Annotated in this window: 27 protein-coding genes; 7 read left to right on the plus strand and 20 right to left on the minus strand. The window is 61.7% G+C overall.

Annotated features, from left to right (window positions below):
- Window positions 1–7: 7 nt before the first annotated feature.
- Both J5286_RS06675 and J5286_RS06680 read right to left on the minus strand, forming a co-directional pair.
- A complete protein-coding gene (locus tag J5286_RS06675) occupies window positions 8–652 on the minus strand; it encodes an HD domain-containing protein (protein WP_209189729.1) in 645 nt (214 codons plus the stop codon).
- Window positions 653–718: 66 nt separating this feature from the next.
- Window positions 719–2,509: a putative bifunctional diguanylate cyclase/phosphodiesterase gene (locus J5286_RS06680; protein WP_209189730.1), complete on the minus strand. Its 1,791-nt coding sequence runs from the start codon at window positions 2,507–2,509 to the stop codon at window positions 719–721.
- 454 nt (window positions 2,510–2,963) lie between these two features.
- On the opposite strand from J5286_RS06680, the gene J5286_RS06685 reads away from it, so the two are divergent.
- Together J5286_RS06685 and J5286_RS06690 are read left to right on the plus strand one after the other, a co-directional pair.
- Window positions 2,964–3,275 (plus strand): hypothetical protein, encoded by a 312-nt coding sequence (locus tag J5286_RS06685; protein ID WP_209189731.1) that lies wholly within the window; start codon window positions 2,964–2,966, stop codon window positions 3,273–3,275.
- A gap of 126 nt (window positions 3,276–3,401) precedes the next feature.
- Window positions 3,402–3,917, plus strand: a complete 516-nt coding sequence (locus J5286_RS06690) for a superoxide dismutase family protein (RefSeq protein ID WP_026283059.1) — start codon at window positions 3,402–3,404, stop codon at window positions 3,915–3,917.
- Window positions 3,918–3,971: 54 nt separating this feature from the next.
- On the opposite strand, the gene J5286_RS06695 is transcribed toward J5286_RS06690, so the two are convergent.
- From J5286_RS06695 to J5286_RS06730, 8 genes are all read right to left on the minus strand, one after another.
- Window positions 3,972–4,781 carry a mechanosensitive ion channel family protein gene (locus J5286_RS06695; protein ID WP_209189732.1) on the minus strand — a complete coding sequence of 270 codons (810 nt, stop codon included), beginning with the start codon at window positions 4,779–4,781 and terminating at the stop codon, window positions 3,972–3,974.
- 82 nt (window positions 4,782–4,863) lie between these two features.
- A complete protein-coding gene (locus J5286_RS06700; RefSeq protein ID WP_209189733.1) occupies window positions 4,864–5,385 on the minus strand; it encodes a tyrosine phosphatase family protein in 522 nt (173 codons plus the stop codon).
- On the minus strand, window positions 5,382–5,951 hold the full coding sequence (locus tag J5286_RS06705; RefSeq protein WP_209189955.1) for a YfbR-like 5'-deoxynucleotidase: 570 nt from the start codon (window positions 5,949–5,951) through the stop codon (window positions 5,382–5,384). The genes J5286_RS06700 and J5286_RS06705 overlap by 4 nt, the downstream gene beginning before the upstream one ends.
- Window positions 5,952–5,980: 29 nt before the next feature.
- On the minus strand, window positions 5,981–6,817 hold the full coding sequence (gene ygfZ / locus J5286_RS06710; protein ID WP_209189734.1) for a CAF17-like 4Fe-4S cluster assembly/insertion protein YgfZ: 837 nt from the start codon (window positions 6,815–6,817) through the stop codon (window positions 5,981–5,983).
- A 61-nt stretch (window positions 6,818–6,878) separates the two neighbouring features.
- Entirely contained in the window at window positions 6,879–7,616 is a 738-nt protein-coding gene (locus tag J5286_RS06715; RefSeq protein ID WP_018898796.1) for a hypothetical protein, read from the minus strand.
- Window positions 7,617–7,629: 13 nt separating this feature from the next.
- Entirely contained in the window at window positions 7,630–7,887 is a 258-nt protein-coding gene (locus tag J5286_RS06720) for a hypothetical protein (protein ID WP_018898795.1), read from the minus strand.
- 100 nt (window positions 7,888–7,987) lie between these two features.
- A complete protein-coding gene (locus J5286_RS06725) occupies window positions 7,988–8,443 on the minus strand; it encodes a TIGR02301 family protein (RefSeq protein ID WP_209189956.1) in 456 nt (151 codons plus the stop codon).
- 49 nt (window positions 8,444–8,492) lie between these two features.
- On the minus strand, window positions 8,493–8,912 hold the full coding sequence (locus tag J5286_RS06730; RefSeq protein ID WP_209189735.1) for an NUDIX hydrolase: 420 nt from the start codon (window positions 8,910–8,912) through the stop codon (window positions 8,493–8,495).
- Between the two features lie 94 nt (window positions 8,913–9,006).
- On the opposite strand from J5286_RS06730, the gene J5286_RS06735 reads away from it, so the two are divergent.
- The 3 genes from J5286_RS06735 to J5286_RS06745 all read left to right on the plus strand — a co-directional run bounded on the left by J5286_RS06735 (window position 9,007) and on the right by J5286_RS06745 (window position 10,814).
- On the plus strand, window positions 9,007–9,327 hold the full coding sequence (locus tag J5286_RS06735; RefSeq protein ID WP_112980856.1) for a YnfA family protein: 321 nt from the start codon (window positions 9,007–9,009) through the stop codon (window positions 9,325–9,327).
- 64 nt (window positions 9,328–9,391) lie between these two features.
- Window positions 9,392–10,156, plus strand: coding sequence for an SOS response-associated peptidase (locus J5286_RS06740; protein ID WP_209189736.1), 765 nt, complete (start codon window positions 9,392–9,394; stop codon window positions 10,154–10,156).
- A gap of 37 nt (window positions 10,157–10,193) precedes the next feature.
- Complete coding sequence (locus tag J5286_RS06745; protein WP_047513429.1) at window positions 10,194–10,814, plus strand: LysE/ArgO family amino acid transporter; 621 nt, start codon at window positions 10,194–10,196, stop codon at window positions 10,812–10,814.
- Here the strand turns inward: J5286_RS06745 and J5286_RS31495 are convergent, their stop codons facing one another.
- From J5286_RS31495 to J5286_RS06765, 5 genes are all read right to left on the minus strand, one after another.
- On the minus strand, window positions 10,815–10,949 hold the full coding sequence (locus tag J5286_RS31495) for a hypothetical protein (RefSeq protein ID WP_280638454.1): 135 nt from the start codon (window positions 10,947–10,949) through the stop codon (window positions 10,815–10,817).
- A gap of 159 nt (window positions 10,950–11,108) precedes the next feature.
- A complete protein-coding gene (gene pssA, locus J5286_RS06750; RefSeq protein WP_209189737.1) occupies window positions 11,109–11,957 on the minus strand; it encodes a CDP-diacylglycerol--serine O-phosphatidyltransferase in 849 nt (282 codons plus the stop codon).
- 20 nt (window positions 11,958–11,977) lie between these two features.
- Complete coding sequence (locus J5286_RS06755) at window positions 11,978–12,760, minus strand: phosphatidylserine decarboxylase (protein WP_348529244.1); 783 nt, start codon at window positions 12,758–12,760, stop codon at window positions 11,978–11,980.
- 35 nt (window positions 12,761–12,795) lie between these two features.
- Window positions 12,796–14,673: an ABCB family ABC transporter ATP-binding protein/permease gene (locus J5286_RS06760; protein WP_209189738.1), complete on the minus strand. Its 1,878-nt coding sequence runs from the start codon at window positions 14,671–14,673 to the stop codon at window positions 12,796–12,798.
- Between the two features lie 213 nt (window positions 14,674–14,886).
- Window positions 14,887–16,869: an Ig-like domain-containing protein gene (locus J5286_RS06765; protein WP_209189739.1), complete on the minus strand. Its 1,983-nt coding sequence runs from the start codon at window positions 16,867–16,869 to the stop codon at window positions 14,887–14,889.
- 155 nt (window positions 16,870–17,024) lie between these two features.
- Here J5286_RS06765 and J5286_RS06770 point away from each other — a divergent pair, with 155 nt between their 5' ends.
- Complete coding sequence (locus J5286_RS06770; RefSeq protein ID WP_113199079.1) at window positions 17,025–17,648, plus strand: LOG family protein; 624 nt, start codon at window positions 17,025–17,027, stop codon at window positions 17,646–17,648.
- 11 nt (window positions 17,649–17,659) lie between these two features.
- On the opposite strand, the gene rarD is transcribed toward J5286_RS06770, so the two are convergent.
- Window positions 17,660–18,574, minus strand: a complete 915-nt coding sequence (gene rarD, locus J5286_RS06775; RefSeq protein WP_209189740.1) for an EamA family transporter RarD — start codon at window positions 18,572–18,574, stop codon at window positions 17,660–17,662.
- A gap of 114 nt (window positions 18,575–18,688) precedes the next feature.
- On the opposite strand from rarD, the gene J5286_RS06780 reads away from it, so the two are divergent.
- Window positions 18,689–19,564 carry a protein-L-isoaspartate O-methyltransferase family protein gene (locus tag J5286_RS06780; RefSeq protein WP_209189741.1) on the plus strand — a complete coding sequence of 292 codons (876 nt, stop codon included), beginning with the start codon at window positions 18,689–18,691 and terminating at the stop codon, window positions 19,562–19,564.
- 6 nt (window positions 19,565–19,570) lie between these two features.
- On the opposite strand, the gene cimA is transcribed toward J5286_RS06780, so the two are convergent.
- From cimA to J5286_RS06800, 4 genes are all read right to left on the minus strand, one after another.
- Window positions 19,571–21,184 (minus strand): citramalate synthase, encoded by a 1,614-nt coding sequence (gene cimA, locus J5286_RS06785; protein WP_209215335.1) that lies wholly within the window; start codon window positions 21,182–21,184, stop codon window positions 19,571–19,573.
- 224 nt (window positions 21,185–21,408) lie between these two features.
- Entirely contained in the window at window positions 21,409–22,368 is a 960-nt protein-coding gene (pip, locus tag J5286_RS06790; RefSeq protein ID WP_209189743.1) for a prolyl aminopeptidase, read from the minus strand.
- Window positions 22,365–22,841 (minus strand): GFA family protein, encoded by a 477-nt coding sequence (locus J5286_RS06795; protein WP_209189744.1) that lies wholly within the window; start codon window positions 22,839–22,841, stop codon window positions 22,365–22,367. The genes pip and J5286_RS06795 overlap by 4 nt, the downstream gene beginning before the upstream one ends.
- Complete coding sequence (locus J5286_RS06800; protein ID WP_209189957.1) at window positions 22,838–23,308, minus strand: GFA family protein; 471 nt, start codon at window positions 23,306–23,308, stop codon at window positions 22,838–22,840. The genes J5286_RS06795 and J5286_RS06800 overlap by 4 nt, the downstream gene beginning before the upstream one ends.
- Window positions 23,309–23,322: the final 14 nt, after the last annotated feature.

Raw genomic sequence — 23,322 nt, forward strand, 5'->3', positions numbered from 1 at the left:
AGTCCTCCTAGATTTCGTCCATGAAGGCGTCGAGAAAATCCCGCAGCCTCTTGTCTCGCTCGGCCGCGAGCGCCCGGCCAGCGGCCGTCTTGAACCCATCGGCCAATTTGAACAGTTTCGTCTGGAAATGGTCGATGACATAACGCCGGTCGTCAAGCGGTCGATCGTTTCCAGCCGGGTCGAGCGGGTCGTAAAGCGACGACGCCATGCGCCCGCCGATGTAAAAGCAGCGGCCCGCGCCGACCATGCCGATCGCATCCAGCCGGTCTGCATCCTGCAAGATCTTCGCTTCCAGTGTCTCGGGCTCGATATTCGCCGAGAAACTGTGCGTCAGGATCGCATGGGCAACGGCGGCGATATCGTCCGTCGACCATCCTAGTTCGGTCAGCACACCGGAAGCCTTCTCGGCGGCAAGCGCGGATGCCTGGGCTCTGAGCGGCGAGCTCTTCTCGACGGCCACGCAATCATGCAGCAGGACCGCGGCGGCAAGAATGCGGCCGTTTCCGCCTTCGCTCGCGTGGATGCGCATGGCGTTCTTGAAGACGCGCAGGATATGCGCGAGATCATGCGAACCATCATCGCCTTCGTGCGAATGCGGGATAAGCGCTTCAGCGAGCGTTTCGTAAGGACGGAAGGCCTGAGCCTCTTTCATATGCGCACCAGGAGTAGACGGAGACCGCCTCTCTTAGAGCCAGCGATGACGAGTCGCAATGTGCTGTCACATCGCCTGAGCTTGGCCCTGAGCATGTGAGCCCGCAAGCAGCTGTGGCACGTCGAAGGCAGGGCGCGGTGAACTGATGTGATAACCTTGGATTTCGTCGCAGGCTTCCTGCGCCAGCAGATCGTGCTGCTGTGCCGTCTCCACGCCCTCGACCGTGACCCGCATGCCAAGCGCGTCGCCGAGCAGAATGATGGCGCGCATGATCGCGTAGGCTTCCTTGTTGTCCACGATATCGTTGACGAAGGACTTGTCGATCTTGATCTTGTCGAACGGGAAGCTGCTCAGATAACTGAGCGACGAATAACCGGTACCGAAGTCGTCCATGGAAATGCGGATGCCACGCTGGCGAAGCGCGTGCAGAATCGGCAGTGCCTCTTCCCGGTTTTCCATCAGGACGCTCTCGGTGATCTCGATTTCCAACCGCGCGGGTGAGAGCTCGGACACAGCGAGCGCTGTTGACACATCTTCCTCCAGATCGCTGGAGATGAACTGAATTGCCGAGACGTTGACGGCAACCTTGATGTCGGCGGGCCATGCGGCCGCGTCCATGCACGCGCGCTTCAGCACCCACCGCCCGATATCGACGATAAGGCCGACCTCTTCGGCCAGCGGAATGAACTCCATCGGCGCGATTCGGCCGCGAGTCGGGTGGTTCCAGCGAAGTAGGGCCTCGAAACCGCAGATGCGCCGTGCGGCCATGTCGTAGAGCGGCTGGTAGTGAAGCTCGAATTCCTCGTTATGGACGGCCCTGCGCAGATCCGCCTCAAGCGCGTGGCGTGCCTCGAGTTGCGCCTCCATCTCGGAGGTGAAGAAGCGCTCTCCACGTCTGCCGCCGCTCTTGGCATGCGACAGCGCCACGCCCGCATGCTTCAGAAGCACTTCGGTCTCCGTGCCATCCTTGGGGTTGATGGCGATACCCATGGATACACTGAGCTCGACGGCTTTTTCTCCGCGGAAGAAAGGTTCCGAGAGCTCGCGCCTGATCTGGTCGGCAAGCGCCATGACGTTCCACGGCTGATCTCGTCCGCATTGCAGAATGGCGAATTCGTCTGACCCCAGACGGGCGAGAATATTACTCTTGCCCGCAAGGGCGCGCAAACGATCGGCCACCTGCCGGAGAATCTTGTCGCCCGCCGAAACGCCGAGCGTGTTGTTCACCGATTTGAAGCGGTCGAGGTTGAGATGGATAAGCGCGATCTGATCGTCGGGCTTGCGTGCGGCAAGCGCGGTATCCATTTGCTCACGGAAACGGATTCGATTGGGCAGGCCGGTAAGGGGGTCGTGGTGCGCCAGAAACGCGATGCGTTCAGCGGCCTTTCGATCGTCGGTGATATCGGCATGAATGGAGATGTTGCTGCCGTCTGGAAGCACGGTAACGACGCTCTGGATGATACGGCCATCATTCATGTCCCATTCGCGGCGACGGATGCGCCCGACGTCGGAACGGTCTTCGCGGGTGGTTCCTCTGACCTCAGACTTTTCCAGGCCGTCGATCTTGGCAATCAGCGAACTGATCGATGTTCCCGCTCGCGTGTCGTCCGTCTCTAGTCCGAACAATTGCTGGAAGCGAATGTTCGAGACGACGAGCCTTTGGCCTGAATCGAAAATGCACAGCCCAAGCGGCAGATGATTGAGGACGATTTCGAGAAGACGGCTTTGTTCGGCTAAATTTCGATTCGCTTGGCGGTAGGTATCCAGAACAAGCTTGATTAGCCGCTGCCCGTCGGCCGTCCCGTCTTCCTTGAGGCATGCCGCGCATTGGCGCCTGAAAAGCGCTTCAGCTTCCATTGCCGCTCATTTCCGTCGCCCACAAGGGCACGATCATGCCGGGACGAACTGACTGTCTGGATGTTGAGATCCCGTGTGACCCACGCGACATGCGAAGACATTCCTAAGCGTTTAAAACAAACAAGAAAATACAAGCAAAGATTGATTTTTTGTCGTAAATCTAAAGGACATAATCCTTTGGTCGCATTAATATTTGGTTGTTTCCGAAAAAGATATATGGATCGCACTATATTTATATACGTGCATTCATTGACGCCGCGCCGACACCAACGGCGTCTCTGAGCGCAAAAACAGCGGGCGCCCAAAAGGTCAGAATTTGTCAATCATGGTTAATGCGGCATTAACAACTTATTGACCGGCCTCGCAAATCAGTTTATCCACCGGCTTAGTTCTGATTTTTCCCTATTCGTATTGCGTACAAACATCATCGGTAATGCGGTGAACGGAGGTTTGTATGAACCGTATTTCGTCTGCAGTTGATACGTCCTACGCGTATCTCGGCACTCTTTCGAGATTGGATTCCAATAGTGACGGCGTGTTGAGCCGTAGTGAGCGTGCGGCTGATGAGAAGCCGGGGATCCTGTCCGTTGTAAGCCAGTCCCAGAGCACCCAGGAAGCACCCAAGCTGTCGAACGGCGTCCTCGCATTCATGATGAGCGCGCGCCAGTCCGGTGCTTTGAGCTCCACTTATGAAAGCCAGGCAAACTCGGCCAATGTTCTCTATCAGAACACCTATGGTCAGTATGATCTCGACATCGCGTCCTGATCCGTCGCTCACGAATTGACCAAAGAAGAAGCCGGCCGGTTGGTCGGCTTTTTCTTTGCGCTCTATGCTGGGAACACCGGCACGCCGCACGCGTTTCTGAAAGAGGGCTCACAGGAGGGAAACAGCATGAAACGGCTTCTATCTCTAGCATTCGCGACCGTCGCGGCCTTGGCGACTGTTGCTGTCGCGCAGGACAAGCAGACCGCGCAGGCCAATTTCGTCGGCGCCGACGGCAAGGATGATGGCCGCGCCACATTGACGGCCGCTGCTGCCGGTGGCGTCTTGATCGAGCTTGAAGTGTCCGGTCTACCGGCCAACAAGTGGGTCGCCTTCCACGTCCACGAAACCGGCAAGTGCGATGCCGCCAGCCATCATGAATCGGCCGGCAAGCACTTCAACCCGACCAAGGCCGAGCACGGCCTGCTCGCCGCCAAGGGGCCGCATGCTGGCGATATGCCGAACCAGTATGTCGGGCAGGACGGTGTGCTGAGAGCGCAGGTCTTCGATGGGATGGTGACGCTCGACGGCAAGGAAAACGGCATCCGCGGCCGTGCGCTGATGATCCACGAGAACTCGGATGACTACCGCAGCCAGCCGGCCGGCGATGCCGGCGCCCGGCTTGCCTGCGCTGTCATCAAGTAGCATTCACTCTGCCATGGCAGAGATAGAGGTGGCCGCCAGCCTGGCGGCCGCCTTTTAAAGGATAGGCAGCCCCTTCTCGTCGAAGCTGGCCTTCACCCGGCCGAGAATCTCGCGGCGGGCATCGTCCCATTCGCCGGTCTTCGCCCAATAGCGCAGCGTCAGCGTGATCTTGTCCGAGGTCACCGCATCGATATAGGTCTTCGGCTGTGGCGACGTCTCCACCCGCGAATCGGCCTTGGCGATATCCGTCAGCGTCTTCATCGCCAGATCGACATCATCGCCGGCCCGCACATTGATGGTGAGATCGTTCTTGCGCGTCTTCTCGCGGCTGTAATTGGTGATCGGCGTATTCCAGAGCGTCGAATTCGGCGCCAGCAGATAGAGCCCGTCGGCAGTGCGGAACTCGGTCGCGAACAGACCGATCTCACGTACCGTGCCGGCGACACTGCCCGTCGCGATATATTCGCCCACCCGGAACGGCCGCAGGATCAACAACATGATGCCCGCAGCGATGTTCTGCAGCGTACCCTGCAATGCCAGACCGATGGCCAAGCCTGCAGCACCAAGAGCCGCAATGATCGAGGCCGTCTGAACGCCGAACTGGCCAAGCACGGTGATGAACACCAGAATCAGCAACGCATAGTGCAGGACATTGGTGAAGAAGCGCGCCAGCGTCTCGTCGATCCCACGCACTCGCGAGATGCCCTCGAACGCCCAGCGGCTGACGAAGCTCGCCATCAACCAGCCAAGCACCAGGAGGATCAGCGCGCCGAGGATGGAGAATGAATATTGGACCGCAAGCGCGCTCGCCTGGCTCAGAGCCGTTCGGGTTGCCACGATTACGTCGGTTGCCTGTTGTTCCATGATCTCGCCAAATATCTGAAATGATTATCGGTTGACCTGCGTAGATGGGACAGAAGGCAGGCGCGTCAACCGTTTAAAACCGTCACGCTTCGTCAAGCGCAAGGACGAAGGGCGCGTTTCCATCCGCATCGGCGCCACGGCCGATCGCCTTGATCGCCTTGACCAGCCGTCCATCACGGCCAAGCAGTTGGTCGCCGATCTCGATGATCCGCATGTTCGGCGTGGCATACGGCGAGGCGGCACGCAGACGCTGCGCCACGGCCTCTTCGCTCTGTTCCGGCCTCAGCGACAATGCTGCGATCACCGCCGCAGCCGGCGAGCGCGATACGCCCATCCAGCAGTGAACGATAAGCGGCGCCGTCTGATCCCACTCCGCCGCGAAGTCGATGATCTCCCGCACATGCGTTTCATCAGGCGCCACGAGATTGCCCGTGCCTTTGAAGGCGATGTCGTTCATGTGGAGCAGCAGATGCCGGTGCGCCTGGATGACTGCCGGGCGGTGGAAGCTCTGCTCCTTCGCCATCAGGCTGATCATCTCGCGGGCGCGGTGCCGCACGGCCATTTCGGCGATGCGCGCAAGCGGGGTCACGACAATCGCTGTCATGGCTTGCCCCGCAGGCCGTCGATAACAGCGAAGCGCTCGCAGAACAGCCGCTGCGCCTCGACCGCCGGCAGTGGCGTCAACAAGAGCATCTCCTTGGTGATCCCCCGCGGCTGGCCGAAAAGCTTCTGCGCCTCGCTGGCGCTGAAGCCGGCCAGTTGCGAGGCCTCGAAATAGGCAGCGATTGTATCGGCCTTCTTGATGTTGTCCTTGAGCTCGCGGGACGCATGCGGCGGCAGACCGAACCGCAGGTGGATCGCTGCTTCAAGCCGTTTCTCGACGGTCTTGTAGCCGCCGCCGACCACGGATTTGAACGGCGAAATCATGTCGCCGATCACATACTCGGGCGCATCGTGAAGCAGTGCCATCAGGCACTGGTCCGGCGTCGCCTCGTTCAGCCGCCGAAAGATATCCTCGACCACCAGACTGTGCTGCGCGACCGAGAAGGCGTGATCGCCTGATGTTTGCCCGTTCCAGCGGGCAACGCGCGCCAGGCCATGGGCGATATCGCTCACCTCGACGTCGAGAGGCGAGGGGTCGAGCAGATCGAGCCTGCGCCCGGAAAGCATGCGCTGCCAGGCGCGGGGAGCCTTCGTCGTCAAGCGCTGGCCTCATCGGAGGCGGCCGGAAAGACGAGTGCCGACCATGCGGGCAAGGCGACAGTCACGGTGACGTCGCCGGCAAGCAGCGGTGTCTCCGCCGACATGGCCTCACCGGCGCGATCGATTCGGACGATGGCGAGCCCGCTATGCCCCGAAACCGAGCCGAGCGTGCCGACAGGCTTGCCGTTGGCGGTGATCTCGGTGCCGGAGGCGGGAAGGGGCTCGGTGCTGCTCACGGTCACGACGCGACGGCGCGCCGTTCCCCGGTGCTGCATGCGCGACACCACTTCCTGGCCGACATAGCAGCCCTTCTTGAACGAGAGCCCGCCGTTCAGGTCCATCAGCACGTCATGCGGAAAGGCGTCCTGAAGCGCGTAATCGGAGCCGGATACGGCAACGCCATGGGCGGCACGCAGCGCGTCGTAAAGCGCGATATCGTCGCTGCCGTGCTCGCCCGGGCGGCGGAAAACGTCGATGCCCGCCTTGGCGAATCGGCTGTCCCTGAAGCCATCGATCGACGCTTCATCCCACGAGACGGTCACGCCATTGCCCTCGGCAGAAAGCGCCACCGCGGCGCGCAGCTTGTACATCGTCAGCCGCTTCGTCAGCGCCTCGCGCTGGCTTTCGTCGGTCTCGATGATGAAGTCGTCGCCATGGCGCCAGATCATGAAATCGAACAGGATCTTGCCCTGCGGCGTCAGCAATGCGCCGGGGCGCGTCTCGGCTGCATCCAGCGACACGATATCGGTGGTGATGAGGTTCTGCAGAAAGGACTGGGCCTCGGCGCCGCTCACCCGGATGAGCGCGCGGTCTTTCAGAAATACGGCTGGCATGGGCGCACCTGTCGCGTTGTTATCGCTCAGAAGTATGTCGTCGGAGCGGGGATCGCAAGCATCAGTCGCCGGCGGTGAAGAACTTCCATTTGCCGTCGGCGGTGATGCCGAGGCGATAGAAATTGTAGCCGCCGAACTCCTGCATGTCGGCGAGATCGCCGGCGGTGACGATGCGCAAGAGCTCGACGCGCTCGGGCGGCGTCAGCTTCTTCAGGTCTTTTTCCGCGAAGTAAGGCCAGACATACATCTCATCAGGGGTGCCTTGTCCGACATGAACGAAGCCCGTCGAGATGATGTCGAGAATGATCGCCAGGATCTCGTCGCCATCCGGATCGCCAGAGAGATCCTTGAGCGCGCCGATCGGATCGTCGGTTGCCTCGCCGACGCTCACTTGCGTTTGCGTCGCGCCGGTGCCGAACAGTGGGCGCAGCCGCTCGAGATCGCCAGATGCTGCGGCTTCGACGATCTGCTCGCGCATGTGGCGAACCGGTTCCGGCACCTTGCTGATGTCGTAGAGAACCTCGACCGGCTTGGAGCTGTCCTGTGCCCCTGGCGTCGTGTCGGGGCTCTGGCCAGCCGGTTTGCTGATCACAGGGCCGGGCGCGGGCACGCCTGACGATGCGTCCGGCGCGCTTGGTGGCTTGTCGGTGGATGTGCCGTCGGAAGCGGTGGGGGTCTTCTGCAGCTCTGACAGCGCAAACGCCGATGGGGCGCTCATCAGGCTGCTGGCACCGAGGCTGATTGCAAGCAAAAGCGGCGCGATCGCGGGCCGCGAAGCATTGTTCATATCGGTGCGCATGGAACTCTCTGTGTTATTGCAGGGTGCGGGTCGGAGAAAACTCACCGGCCAGCATGCGTTCTCGCAACGATTCCAGCAAGGCTTCCGCGTTCTTTTCGCCGTGCAGGCGAATGGTTTCGCGAAGCGCGTGAATGATCGCCGTGTCGGCGATGATCTCGGGTTCGATACCGTCGGCCATGCCGTCGGCCCAGGCTTCGTTATGGTACTCCAGCGCCGCCTGCATCTTTTCGTGGACGATCATGTCGTCGATGTCGTTGAGGCTCGGTTCCATTAGCTTTTCCTCGAACTGCATGCCTTACTGTCTGGTTAACAACACTATCAGCCTTTTCCCAAAACGACACGTCCCCCTGTAAAAAGAGGTTAATTTATCGTTAATTTCCAAAGCGTGACGTAATTTCCGTGGCGAGTGTTGCGCCTTCGTTACGGTAGCGTTCTTCTGCCATGATCGCTGCCGGTGTGCAATCGGTATAAACGGAGGCAAAGGCGCGGTATCCGCGATTGAAGGCCGCCGTCAGTTTCTCTTTCCGTGCGGGCTCATCTTTCGCTTCAGAATCAAGCAGTTGCTGCATTCGCACCCGCCATTCCTCGCCGTTCTGAGCCTTGCAGAGCGTTCTCAGATAATGCACCGACCCGAGCACCTCGGCCAACCGGCCAAGCTTGTCGTCATAGGGAACGGTGACATCCTTCGGCGCGACCGGTTCGTCCGGCGCAACCGCTGTCGGCCCCTGCGCCGAGACAAATGTCGGTATCGCCGTGGAGACGCCAAGAACAACACACAACAAAACGCGGCGAAGGGGAATCATGGGCATATTGGACACCCTGAAGATGACGGGGACAAGGTGCGGGGTTGCCTTTCCCCTTGCTTATTGCCGTTCCTTATTCTTTGGCTGCTGCCAGCCGTTCGGCGCATTCGAGCACACTTTGCGGCGTCGGCAGCCGGCGAATCTCGTCCACCGTGAACCAACCGAGCGCCATCGCATCGTCGGCCGCCACGGCAACCGAATCGGCATCGGCCTCAACGCGGAAAACCGAGAGAAAGAAGTGGCTGGTCAGCCGTCCGTCGGCGCCATGCTGCTTCAGATCGTAGGTGGCGAAGATCTTTGAGTTGCGGGCGCGAATACCCGTCTCCTCCTCGAACTCGCGCAACGCGGTCTGGTCAGGCGTTTCCCCGGGCTCCGCCCTGCCGCCGGGAAAGGCGTACATGTCCGCCGATGGCGGATTGCGGCGCAGCACCAGCAGGAAGCGCCCGTCGCGCTCGAGAATCGCGGAAGATGCAGCTGTCGGGTTGGAAGTCATCAGAAATGCCGTTTGTTGCTTGCCGGTGATCGCCGTCGCGTGCCTATCTCACTCAGGAAAACAATCTGATCCAAGCGATTCGAAGGCACGTGCCGTGACTTATATCATCTACGCCGCCGCGGCCCTCTTCGAGATTGCCGGTTGCTTCGCTTTCTGGGCGTGGCTGCGCATGGCAAAGCCGATCTGGTGGCTTGCGCCGGGCATGGTGTCGCTAGCCCTTTTCGCCTGGCTCCTGACGCTGGTGCCGAGCGAAGCGGCCGGCCGCACCTTCGCCGCCTATGGCGGCATCTATATCGTCGCCTCGCTGATCTGGCTCTGGCTTGTCGAGCACCGCGTGCCTGACAGGTGGGACATCAGCGGCGCTCTTGTCTGCCTCGCCGGCACTGCGATCATCCTCTTCGCGCCAAGAGGCTGAACCGACGGTCGCCATGCTTGGCCGGTCCCTTGACCCTGAAAGGGCAGGGTGCAAATAGATTGGCATGTGTGGACGCTACGCCCTGACCATATCCCCCGAGGAGCTGAAGGAAGTTCTGGGTATCCTCGACCTTGAGGATTTCCCCGCGCGCTTCAACATCGCGCCGACTCAGCCGATTCTGGTGGTCGTCTCGGGTGAGGGACAGGAGAGGGGCAGCAACCTGCCGGACCGACGCGCGCTCCTCGTGCGCTGGGGCTTCACGCCGGGTTGGGTGAAAGACCCCAAGGCGTTTCCACTTTTGATCAATGCTCGCTCGGAAACAGCGATCGGCAAGGCATCGTTCCGCGCCGCCATGCGCCATCGCCGCGTCCTTATTCCTGCTTCCGGCTTTTACGAATGGCATCGTCCTTCGAAGCAGAGCGGCGAGAAATCGCAGGCCTATTGGATCAAGCCGCGCCACGGCGGCGTGGTCGCCTTTGCCGGGTTGATGGAAACATGGTCCTCGGCCGACGGTTCGGAAGTGGATACCGGCGCGATCCTCACGACATCAGCCAACGCCGCGATCTCCCCGATCCACGACCGCATGCCTGTCGTCATCAAGCCCGAGGACTTCACCCGTTGGCTGGATTGCAAGACACAGGAACCGCGCGAGGTGGCCGATCTCATGCGGCCGGTCGAGGAAGATTTCTTCGAGGCGATACCGGTCTCCGACAAGGTCAACAAGGTGGCCAATATGGGGGAGGACCTGCAGACCCCCGTGCCGCTCGAAAAGCCGCTGCCGCCCGCTCACAAGAAAAAGCCGGATGACGGCCAGCTCAGCTTCTTCTGATTCTATATTCCCACCGCAGTCACATCCGGAAATTCACATGTTCTCCATTTCGGCCGCTCTCTCCGGCCTCTTCCTCGGCGCTTCCCTCATCATCGCCATCGGTGCCCAGAATGCCTTCATTCTGCGGCAGGGGCTGCTGCGCTCGCATGTTTTCATCCTGTGCCTCATCTGCGCGCTGTCCGATGCGCTGCTGATTGCAGCAGGCGTCGCCGGCCTTGGCACGCTCGTCTCGCAATCGCCGACGCTGATTACCGCCGTCAGCCTTGGCGGTATGCTGTTTCTCGGCACTTACTCGTTCATGGCATTCCGGCGCGCGCTTCATCCAGGCGCGATCGAGGCGGGAACGCCGGAGCCGTTGGGGCTAAAGGCGGCTGTGGCCACGTGCCTCGCCTTCACCTTCCTCAACCCGCACGTCTATCTCGACACGGTCGTCCTGCTCGGCAGTCTGTCGGCCGCCTATCATGGCGCGGATCGCCTGGCTTACGGCCTCGGGGCTGCGGCTGCGTCATTCATCTGGTTTTTCGGTCTGGGCTACGGTGCGCGTCTGCTGCAACCGGTCTTTGCCAAACCCGCCGCATGGCGGGTTCTCGACGTGCTCATCGGCATCGTCATGGCGCTTCTGGCCATCAGCCTCGGCGCCCGTGTCCTGACGTCGTGATCAGGCGATCTTCTTGGCGAGTGCCGGCTTCTTCAGCATCAGCGCTGCAGCCAGAACGGCCTTCAGGCCGAGCGGGCGGTAGTGCGCGCTGAGATCGGTCTTTGCGGGCTGTTCCACATTCTTCTTCGGGGTCACGTTACTCTCCTTAACTTCTGTCCCTAGACTCTTATATTTATTGCTCTTTTGCCGGAAATAGCGACAAAATGGAGGCAAGACACATCATGATTTGTGTCGCCAAACCATAATTCGCGAGGCTTGAGCGGAGCGGGATAGATTAGGATTGTCTGGAGAAACTCAGATGTGACGGCCGATATCGTCTTCGCCGATACCCGGCTCTTCGATCGTCAGCGTGCCGTACTTGCGCTTCCATTTGCGCGCGCCGAACGGCAGCGTGCAGAGGTAGACCACGGCGGTGAGCGACATCACTTCCCAGGTGAAGCTCGACAGCATGGCGACGTAAAGCACCACGCCAAGCATCATCGGCAGCACCAGATCACGTCGAAGCTTGGTGCCTTCCGATTTGCCCGACCAGACCGGCAGGCGGCTGATCAGCAGGAAGGCGATGAGCACCGTGTAGGCGGCCGAGAGATAGCCGAAGGTCTTGTCGGTGGTCATCCCGAGAAAGCCGAGATAGACGGGCAGAAGCACCAGCATGGCGCCGGCAGGCGCCGGCACGCCGACGAAATATTCCGACTGCCAGCTCGCCTTGTTCTCGCGCTCCGACATGACGTTGAAGCGCGCCAGCCGCAGGCCCGCGGCGATGGCGTAGATCAGTGCCGCGATCCAGCCCAGCGAACGCGCCTGGTCCAGCGCGAACACATAGACGACCAGCGCCGGTGCAACACCGAAATTGACGATGTCGGCAAGCGAATCCATCTGCGCGCCGAACTTCGACGTCGCTTTCATCAGCCGCGCAACGCGCCCATCGATGCCATCGAGGAAGGCGGCGACGAGCACCATGCCGACGGCAAGCTCGTAGCGGTTCTCGAAGGCAAGCCGAATGCCGGTCAGACCGGCGCAGATAGCGAGGATAGTGATCAGGTTGGGAACGACCAGCCGCAACGGAATCTCGCGAAGCCGTGGACCGCGACCCGAATCATCGGGTGGGCCATTGGGTTCGAAAGGCGGGAAGGGCGTTTCCATGATCGCGCTCCTAGTGGTTCTCAGGCGCGGCGGCTGACGACGGGGCCCTTGGCGGAGCCGAATTCGGCCAGAACCGTTTCACCCGCGATTGCCGTCTGGCCGAGCGTGACGCGCGGCTGCGCGCCCTCGGGAAGGAAGACGTCGAGGCGCGAGCCGAAGCGGATCAGGCCGAAGCGTTCGCCGGCATCCAGCGGTTCATTGGCGTTGGCCCAGCAGAGAATACGGCGCGCCACGAGGCCGGCGATCTGCACGACGCCGATCTGGCCATGGGCGGTTTCGATGACGAGGCCGTTGCGCTCATTGTCTTCACTGGCCTTGTCGAGCTCGGCGTTGACGAAGCTTCCCGAGCGATAGTTGACGCTGACGATGCGACCGCGCATCGGCGCGCGGTTCACATGGCAATTGAAGACGTTCATGAAGACGGAGATGCGCAGCATCGGCGTCGAGCCGAGGTTCAACTCCGCCGGCGGCACGACCAACTGCACGGACGATACCTTGCCGTCTGCGGGCGAGATCACCAGATCGTCGTCCTGCGGCGTCATACGCTCCGGATCACGGAAGAAATAGGCGCACCACAGCGTCAGGATCAGGCCGATCCAGAACAGCGGCTTGAAGATCCAGCCGAGAATGAGGGAGGCCACGAAGAAGGCCGCGATGAAGGGATAACCTTCCTTGTGCACCGGAACGATCGTGTTGCGTACCGTATTGAACAAGCTCATGTATGCCGCTCTCCTAGCGTTTTCGTCTCCGCTGGTTACAGGGAAACACTCCTGGGGGCAATGCCGATGCCCTCTCATGCACATCTAAGCTTGCTGATGGACGGCAAGCGTCTGCGGGCTTAGGTTGCCGGTGCCAGCCGATTGACCACGCCGAGATCGTCGTTCTCGCGCACCTGCTTCAGATGCTCCTCGGCCTGTGTGGCCTCGCGCTGGCGGCTCCACATCGAGGCGTAGAGGCCGTTCCTCAGCAACAGCTCCGCATGCGTGCCGCGCTCGGCGATCTCGCCGGCCTTCAAGACGATGATCTCGTCCGCGCCGATCACGGTCGAAAGGCGGTGCGCGATGACAAGCGTCGTGCGGTTCTTGGAGACGACGTCGAGCGCGGTCTGGATTTCGCGCTCCGTGGTCGTGTCGAGCGCCGATGTCGCCTCGTCGAGGATGAGGATCGGCGGGGCCTTCAGGATCGTGCGGGCAATCGCCACGCGCTGCTTCTCGCCTCCCGAAAGCTTCAACCCGCGCTCGCCGACCATGGTGTTGAACCCTTCAGGCAGAAGGTCGATGAAGTGGGCAATCTGCGCGATCTCCGCCGCCGTCTTCACCTCCGCTTCGGTGGCCGATGGCCGACCGTAGCGGATGTTGTAGGCGACCGTATCGTTGAAGAGCACGGTGTCCTGTGGCACCATGCCGATCGCGGTGCGCAGGCTCTTCTGCGTGACCCCACGCACGTCCTGGCCGTCGACGGTAATCGAGCCGCTCTGGATATCATAGAAGCGATAGAGCAGCCGCGACATGGTCGACTTGCCGGCCCCTGAGGGCCCGACGATCGCCACCGTCTTCCCGGCCGGCACGTCGAACGAAATTCCCTTTAGGATCGGGCGGGCCGGGTCGTAGGCGAAATGCACGTCCTTGAACGAGATGGCGCCCTGCTCGATGTTGAGCGGCTTGGCATCGGGGGCATCCTTCACCTCGGCCTGTACTTCGAGCAGGTCGAACATCTGCTCGATATCGGTCAGCCCCTGGCGGATTTCGCGGTAGACGAAGCCGATGAAGTTGAGCGGCACGGAAAGCTGCAGCAGCATGGCGTTGACGAAGACGAAGTCGCCGACGGTCTGTTCGCCGCGCTGCACTGCCAGCGCCGAGAGGATGAGCATCACGGTCGTGCCGAGGCCGAAGGTCACGCCCTGGCCGAAGTTGAGCCAGCCGAGCGACGTCCAGACGCTGGTCGCAGCCTTCTCGTAACGCTCCATCGAGGTATCGAAGCGCTTGGCTTCCATGTCCTCGTTGCCGAAATATTTGACGGTTTCGAAGTTCAGAAGCGAATCGATCGCCTTGGTGTTGGCGTCCGTATCGCTGTCGTTCATCGTCTTGCGGATGGAGATGCGCCAGTCGCTCGCCCGGATCGTGAACCAGATATAGGCCCACACGGTGAAGGCGGTCACCGCGAGGTAGGAGAAGCCGTAGCCCCACCAGAAGATGATGGCGGTGAGCAGGAACTCGATCAGCGTCGGCACCGAGTTCAGGATCGTGAAGCGCACGATCGTCTCGATGCCTTTCGTGCCGCGCTCGATGATGCGCGACAGACCGCCCGTCTTGCGCTCCAGATGGAAGCGCAGCGATAGCTCGTGCATGTGCACGAAGGTCTTGTAGGCAAGCTGGCGCACCGCATACTGGCCGACGCTGGCAAACAGCGCGTCGCGCAGCTGGTTCAGGCCGAGCTGGATCAACCGCGTCAAGTTATAGGCGATGACGAGCGCGATGGCGCCGACGAGGAGATCCGGCACCTTGCCAGCGAGATCAGACTTGCCGTTCAGCGCATCCGTCGACCACTTGAAGAAGTAGGGGACGAGCAGCAGCACGAACTTCGATATGAGCAGATAGACCGATGCCCAGACGACCCGCATCTTCAGATCGGTGCGCCCCGTCGGCCACATGTAGGGCCAGAGATTGAAGAGGGTCCGCAACAGATTGGAGTCTGAAACTGTCTTGCCGTTTGCCATGCATGTCTCCGGCCCGCGTCAGGCCCTGGAAGTGTGATGTTGTCGGCAAAGAGGGGAAGGGCGCAGCGCAAAGCCGCCGCCTGACATGATCGCCGTCAACGCCAAATAGGGTTGCGGGCGGAGCAATACAACATAAGAAGATCAAAGGAAAAGAGAGGCCGGCAATCTATCGATGCCGGCCCCTGTAATCTTTTACCAGTATTATTGTCTATCCTAGAGATGCTCGCCCGACATGCGCTTGCGGTGCATCTCTTCCGCGTTGGGCAAGGCGTCTTTCGGAAGGCCGAAGACCTGACCCGGCAGAATGCGGTCGGGGTTCACGATCTTGTCCTCGTTGGCGACGTAGATCGTCGTGTAGCGCACGCCCGCGCCATAGATGCGGCGCGAGATCTGCCACAGCGTATCGCCACGGCGGATGATCACGGTTTCCTTGCTCTCCTGCAGCGGCGCTTGCTCGATGGTCGCGGGACCGGCGTCGCCGCTGGCAACCTCGTTTGCGGGGGCAGCCGGTGCCGCGGGTGCTGCCGGCGGTGCCGTCAGATCGGCGACCATCTGGCCGAGCTTGGCGAGTGCAGCGCCGACCGAGCTCGCGTCGCGGGGCAGCGATTGCAGCAGCTTCAGCGCATCGCTCGCTTTCATCGAAGCGGTGGTGACGCGCTCCTTGAAGTCGGCGGTCGCATCGGCGGCGGCACGGAAATCGACGATCGACTTCAGCGCGAACTCGTTGGCCGAGCGGGCGGCGGCGAGCTGCTCGTTGCCGGGCACCTTGCCGTCGCTGAACAGGCCGCTCAGAAGCGCGAACGCCTTGGCCGCATCGTTCTTAAGCTTGCCGAGCGCGCCTTCGTCGAGCGAGATCATCGGCGTCGATGCATTGCCTGAAGGCGTTCTGGACTGCGCCGCCACCGTGACCTGGTTGCCTTCGGGGCGGTTGAAGTTGACCGAAGCGCGAACCAGAACCTTGCCGGCCGCATCGACGACGTCGACGCGGATCTTGTGATCGCCGACCGCAAGCGGCATCACGCCATCAATGACGAAGTGGCCATCAGCGCCGGCCTTGGCCTTGCCGATCAGCTTGTCGTCGGCATAGCCGAACACGTTGGCCTGAGGCTTCGCGGTGCCGGCGACGAAGATCTTGTCGCCTTCGATTTCGACGGCATTGACCCGGACGTCAGCCGGTGCGGCTGCTGCTGCCGGCGCGGTTGCCGTTTCCGATGTTGCGGGAGCCTGTGCCTGTGGCGCTGCCGAGGCCTGGCCGGTCGGGGCGGCGTCGGTGGCGGCTGCCGGAGGCGTCACGCCAGGCGCGGTGATGATGCGGCTGGCGGCGCCCGGCTTGGAGACCATGGCGAGCAGCTGCGATGCATTGCCGTCCTTGGGGATGGAGATCGTGGCGATCTCTTCCGAGGTCGTCACCTTGCCGTCCTTGGCCGTCGCGCGCAGCTGCAGCTGGTGGTCGCCGGCGGCAAGCGGATTGTCGAGAACCGCGACGAAATCGCCATTGTCGCCGACATCGGTCCCCATCAGCACCTTGTCGCCGTCGAGGATTTCAAGCTTGCTGTTCGGCTCGGCGGAACCGGCGATGACGGTGGAGCCGTCTGGCTCGACACGCAGCACGTCGAATGTCGGCAGCTTCGGGCCTTCGGCAACCGGTGCGGCGTTGTCCGGCGTCTGAGGTGCCGCGGGTTCCGGCGCGCCCGTAAGGGCCGCTTCGGCACGTGCAATCGCGGCGGCTGCATCGGCGATGTTTTCGGGCAGTGCCTGAATGATGGAGAGTGCCTTGGCGGCGCCGGCCTTGGCCTTGTCGATCGCGGCCGTGGTGATCGGGTTGGTGCCCTCGGGCGTCGCGAAATCAGCGAGTGCCTGAAGCGCTCCGATCGTCTTCGTCTTGGCGCTTGCGAAAACGTCGTCGGTCGGGCCCTTGCCGTCGGCAAACAGCGCCTTAAGTTCGCCAAGTGCCTGTCCGGCTGCCGTCGTCAGGCCGCCGAGCTTCTGCGCGGTCGCGGCATCGTCGGGTGCAGACGGACGCGAGGTCTTGGCGGATTCGGTTACGGTTTTCTTGACCTCGGAGCTTGCCTGATTGATTGCGTCACCAACCTTGCCGGCATCGCCACCGATACGGGGCATGACGACAAAGACCATCAACAGAATTGCGATTACAAGCACTGCAAGGGCCAGCAAGCCGGCACGGTTTTTCATCATCAGGTCTCCCCAAGCGGCAATCTTGCCAGACTTCCTGAAATTGCTAGCGATTCCCGTTGCTTTGCACAAGCAGTCAAAGTAGCCGGGCAAATGTAAGATGTATGTTTTCCGTCATTTTTCTTGACTGGACCCAGAGAGAATAGTTGTTTGCTCCCATGACAGATCAATCTCATTCCATTCGCTCCATCTGTGTCTATTGCGGTTCGCGCCCCGGTAGCGACCCAAGCCACATGGCCGCCGGCCGCGCGCTGGGCAAGGAGATCGCCGATTACGGCCTGCGCCTGATCTATGGCGGCGGCACCAAGGGGATCATGGGGGCGGTTGCGAGCGGTACGCTCTCGAACGGCGGTCAGGTGACCGGCATCATTCCCGAATTCTTGATCGACATGGAGGCGACCCGCCACTCCCTCGGCCAGCTCAACGAGTTGATTGTAACGCCTGACATGCATGCGCGCAAACATACGATGTTCGAGCGCTCCGATGCCTTCGTGGCGCTTCCGGGCGGAATCGGCACGCTGGAGGAAATCATCGAGATCATGACCTGGGCGCAGCTCGGCCGTCACGAGAAGCCGATGATCTTCGCCAATATCAACGGTTTCTGGGACCCGATGATGGAGCTCCTGCGCCACATGACGGACGAGGGCTTCATCCACACCGCCCACCGGGTGCAGCCGCTGGTCATCGATTCTATCGAAGAGATCATCCCTGCGATCATGGCGCAGGCCGCCGAATTTGCCAGCGACCGCGACGGCGAGGAAGCCGTTATCTCGAAATTGTAATGAGCGGGGGCTTATCGCCCCCGACTGCCTCTCAGCATCGACCATGTGTAGAGGAAAAGCCCCGCCCAGATCAGCGGGAAGGCAATCATGCGCGCGGTGCCAAGCGGCTCCTTGAAGATGAAGACGGCGATGAGAAAGATCATCGTCGGCGCGATATACTGCATGATACCTATCGTCGACAGCTTCAGAAGCTTGGCGCCGTTGGCATAGATCATCAAAGGCACGGCCGTGATCAAACCGCAGCCGAGAAGGAGCGCCGTATCGCTCCAGCCGGTACGATAGAAATGCCCGTCTCCGGTGCCGAGCTCCAGATAGAGAACATAAAAGAAGGCCGGGACGCTGAGGATTAGCACCTCGAGAAAGAACCCCTGGTTCGGTCCGAGCGGCAGCGTCTTGCGAAATAGCGCGTAGAGGCCCCAGGTAATCGTTAGCGTCAGCGAAACCCACGGAATGCCGCCGCTATCGACGGCGAGCACGACGACGGCGAGACCCGCGAGCACAATCGCGGCGATCTGCGCCGGCCGCAGCTTTTCTTTCAGCACAACCGCGCCGAGGAAGATGCTGAAGAGCGGATTGATGAAATAGCCGAGTGCGGCATCCAGCGAATGCCCGGCGCCGATCGCCCAGACATAGGTTCCCCAGTTGACCGTGATCAGCGACGCGGTGAGCGCCGCCATCCCAAGCATACGCGGAGAGCGCAGCGCGATGCGGATATCCTGCGTGCGGCCGAGCACGATGAGCACGATGCCGGCCAGCGGCAGCGACCAGAGGATGCGATGCGCGATAACCTCGGCCGGCGAAATATGCGCGACCGCCTTCATGTAGATCGGCAGGAAGCCCCAGAGCAGATAGGCCGTAAGCGCGAAGGCGAAGCCACGCGGACTGTCCTCGTTTTTCACGAGGGGAATGCTTGCATCGGCAGACATTGGGTGTTTCCATTGGTTCTTATGATTGGCACCCGATTAGCGCAACGGCCGTGAATAGGCCAATTCATTTCATTGAAGCGATATTCGCTATTGCTGAATTATCAGGATCAGACCGTGGATGAAGCCGAGCTGAAAATCTGCCGCCGTGCATACGCCGTGCAAATGCTGGCCAAAGCGGGTGTCGATCGCGATGATGAACTGCTGAACGCATTCGCCGCCGTGCCGCGCGAGGACTTCCTCGGGCCGCCGCCGTGGAAGATGCGCGACTGGAAGCGTTACGTCGATGTGCCCTCAAGCGATCCCGTCGTTCTCTACCAGGACGTGCTCTTCGCGCTCCAAGCCGACCGCCAGGTCAACAATGGCAGCCCGAGCCTGCATGCGGGCGCCTTGCACCGGTTGAAGCTGCGCAAGGGCGAGACCGTCTGCCACATCGGCGCCGGCAGCGGCTATTATACCGCCATCATCGCCGAAATCGTCGGCGAGACCGGCCGCGTCGTGGCCGTCGAGTTCGATGCGGAACTGGCACAACAGGCCAGACGCAATCTCGCGCGATACGCAAATGTCGAAGTCGTCCAAGGAGACGGTCTCGAATGGCCCCGCGAGCCTGCGGACGCCGTCTACGTGAATTTCGCTCTGCACCACCCCGCCGAACCGTGGATCGACAGGCTCGCGGACGGCGGGCGCCTACTGTTTCCGCTTGGCACGCCTGCCATGGGTGCCGAAGGCCGGTTGCTCGGCGTCACGTCGCAGGCCGCCTTCTTCCTCATCGGCAGGCAAGGGGATGAGTTAAGCGCGCGCTTCCTGCAGCCGGTCAATTTCGTATGGGGCGAGGGGATCTCAGGCGACCTCTCCACTTACGCCGCGCTTGATCGCGCCTTCCACGCCGGCGGACTCAACCGCATTCACGCGCTGCGCTGGAATGCGGTCAAGACGGAGCAGGAGTGGTACTCGCAGGAGCGCTGGGGCCTTGTCACGGCCGCGCTCCATTGAGCGTTCCTATTCGGCGGCGATCTTGCCCGCCAGCTGCCGGTTCTTCATCAGCTTGTAAATGACCGAATCCATCAGCGCCTGGAACGAGGCGTCGATGATGTTCTCCGACACGCCGACCGTCCACCAGCGCACGCCGTCGCTATCGGTGGATTCGATCAGAACCCGGGTGATCGCTTCCGTACCGCCATTGAGGATACGCACCTTGAAGTCGGCCAGAACCAGGTCGTCGATCTCGTGCTGGTACTTGCCGAAATCCTTGCGCAGCGCGAGGTCGAGCGCGTTGACCGGGCCATCGCCCTCCGCCACCGACATGATTGTCTGGCCATCGACGCTTAGCTTCACCACAGCCTCGGAAACGATCTTCACCTTACCGTGCGAATCGAACCGCCGCTCGACCATCACCCGGAAGCCCTCGACCGAGAAGAATTCGGGGATCGTGCCGAGCGTGCGGCGCGCCAGGAGCTCGAAACTGGCATCCGCACCTTCATAGGCATAGCCGGAGGCCTCGCGCTCCTTGACCAGCGAAATCAGCCGGTCGAGCTTCGGATCGTCTTTGCCTACCTCGATGCCGCGCCGCTTCAGCGCGTTGATGAAGTTCGCCTTCCCTCCCTGGTCCGACACCATGACCTTGCGGAAGTTGCCGACACTCTCCGGCGTGACATGCTCGTAGGTGCGCGGGTCCTTCAGAAGCGCCGAGGCATGAATGCCGGCCTTGGTCGCGAAGGCGGATGCGCCGACATAGGGCATCTGGTGATCGGGCGAGCGGTTCAGGAGCTCGTCGAAGGCATGCGACAGCCGCGTCAGGTTGAGGAGACGCTCGGGGTCGATGGCGGTCGTGAAGCGCGAGGCATAGGTTTCCTTCAGCGCCAGCGTCGGGATCAGCGTCACCAGATTGGCGTTGCCGCAGCGCTCGCCGATGCCGTTGAGCGTGCCCTGGATCTGCCGCACGCCGGCCTCTACGGCAGCAAGCGAATTGGCGACCGCCTGGCCGGTGTCGTTGTGCGCATGGATGCCAAGACAGTGCCCGGGAACGCCTGACGCGATCACCGCCTCGACAATCTCGCGGACCTCGGGCGGCTGGGTGCCGCCATTGGTGTCGCAGAGCACGACCCACCGCGCGCCGGCATCATGGGCCGCCTTGGCGCAGGCCAGCGCGTAATCAGGGTTGGCCTTGTAGCCATCGAAGAAATGCTCGCAATCGACCATCGCCTCCCTGCCCGCCGCAACCACGGCCTTGACGCTCTCCGAGATGCTCTCGAGGTTCTCCTCGTTGGAACAGCCGAGCGCGACTTTGACGTGATAGTCCCAGCTCTTGGCGACCAGACAGACCGCGTCGCTCTTGGCCTGCAGCAGGCTGTTGAGCCCCGGATCGTTGGAGGCCGAAACGCCGGCGCGCTTGGTCATGCCGAAGGCGACGAAGGAGGCGTTGCGGGTGCGCTTTTCGTTGAAGAAAGCCGTATCCGTCGGGTTCGCACCCGGATAGCCGCCCTCGATATAATCCAGCCCGAACTCGTCGAGCATGGTGGCGATGGCGATCTTGTCCTCGACGGAAAAATCGATGCCCGGCGTCTGCTGTCCGTCGCGCAGCGTTGTGTCGAAGAGATAGATACGGTCTTTCATGTCGGTTCCTCCCGGTGGCCGGGTGTGTTGTAAAATTCAGCGTTGTGCGGAAGCCCCCTCATCCGGCTGCCGCCACCTTCTCCCCGTGGGGGAGAAGAGACTCGTTGTGGCCCTTCGCTCATCCACCGACGATGCTATCGGAGTGACGTCGGTGCATCACGTCTCTTCTCCCCAACGGGGAGAAGGTGCCGGCAGGCGGATGAGGGGGCCACGGGCACTATGGCCTAAATCTTCCCCGCAAACATATCCGTCGCCCGGATCAGCCTGTCGAGAATCCCCGGCTCCGAGTAAGCATGTCCCGCACCCTCGATCAGGTGGAAATCCGCCTTCGGCCAGGCCTTGTGCAGCGCCCAGGCATATTTGGCCGGGCAGGGCATGTCGTAGCGACCGTGGACGATGAGACCGGGAATGTCCTTCAGCTTGTGCGCGTCGCGCAGAAGCTGACCTTCGTCCATCCAGCCTGCATTGACGAAGAAGTGGTTCTCGATGCGCGCGAAGGCATAGGCGAACTCGGCGTCTTCGAACTTGCCGCTGGTCGAAGGCTCCGGCATCAGCGTGATCGTCTCGCCTTCCCAGATGCTCCAGGCCTTGGCCGCTTCCAGCCGCACCGCCTTGTCCTCGTGCGTCAGACGGCGGTGATAGGCGTGCATCATCTCATGCCGCTCGTTCTCAGGGATCGGCGCGATGAAGCGCTCCCACTTGTCCGGAAACATCTCGGAAACGCCGAACTGATAGTACCAGTCGAGCTCGGCCTTCGTCAGCGTATAGATCCCGCGCACGATCAGCTCCGATACGCGCTCCGGATACTTCTCGGCATAGGCGAGCGCCAGTGTCGATCCCCAGGAGCCGCCGAAAACCTGCCACGTCTCGGCGCCCGCCATCTCGCGCAGCCGCTCGATGTCGGCAACGAGGTGCCAGGTGGTGTTGGCATTGAGATCGGCATGCGGCGTTGAGCGGCCGCAGCCGCGCTGGTCGAACAGCGTCACGTCGTAGAGCGCGGGATCGAACAGCCGGCGATGGCTCGGCGCGATGCCGCCGCCGGGGCCGCCATGCAGGAAGACTGCCGGCTTTGCGCCCGGCGTGCCCGAGCGTTCCCAATAGATCACATGCCCGTCGCCCACATCGAGATGGCCCGATGCATAAGGTTCGATTTCGGGATAGAGCGTTCTGAGAACTTCGGTCATATTTTCACGCCTTGGGCTGGCCAGATATTGGTGTCGTGATCGGGATGCTGGAAGGAGATGATCGCCTCCTGCCGCGCGTAGAAATCGGGGTCGGTATGAACCGGCTGGTCGAAGATCGTCTCGACCCAGGGGATGCGCGCCTCGTAGTTCACCTGGACCTGCGGTGCGAGATCGCTGCGGTCGTCGAAGGTGCCGATCGCTAGCTCAAGCCCGCCGGGATGCCTGTAGATCATCGGCGTGCCGCAATCTTTGCAGAAGCCGCGCTCGATGTTGACGGAAGATTGGAAATAGCTCGGCGCACCGCGCGTCCACTCCATGCCCTCTTCAGGTGCCGTCACCAGCGCCGAGAAGAACCCGCCGAATTGCTTCTGGCACATGCGGCAATGGCAGATCGACGGCCGCCCGAGCTTGCCCGAGATACGAAAACGCACTGCGCCGCATTGGCATCCGCCGGTTCGGATGGGTTCGCTCATGATGATGCTCCAGATGGCCATTCGGCCGTGTCGTGGTCGGGGTGTTGATGGTTGCTCGCGGCAATCGCATTTTCGCGATCGGGCGTCTCTTCGTCGGGTTCGATGGGTAGGCTGTCGAGGTCGTGAAACCAGCGCATCTTGCGCCCGGTATTCGATTGCGCCATTGGCTTGACCGCCTGCGGATCGTCGAGCGTGCCGAGAACGAGGTTGATGGCATCGGCTTGGGGTGTGTCGTAAAACAGCGGCGTCCCGCAGGCCGCGCAAAAGCCACGCCGCACGAGATCGGAGGAGTGGAACCACGCTGGCTCGCCACGCGTGAGCGCAAACTCGGATCGCCTCGCTGCCGCCAGCGGCATGAAGTAGTTGCCGGAGGCCTTCTGGCACATGCGGCAATGGCACAGATGCGGATAGCGGAGTTCGCCCGTCGCGCGATAACGAACCGCGCCGCACTGGCATCCTCCACTCATCGCCGCTGTTGTGC

The sequence above is a fragment of the Rhizobium sp. 16-488-2b genome (assembly GCF_017741815.1).
GTDB lineage: Bacteria > Pseudomonadota > Alphaproteobacteria > Rhizobiales > Rhizobiaceae > Rhizobium.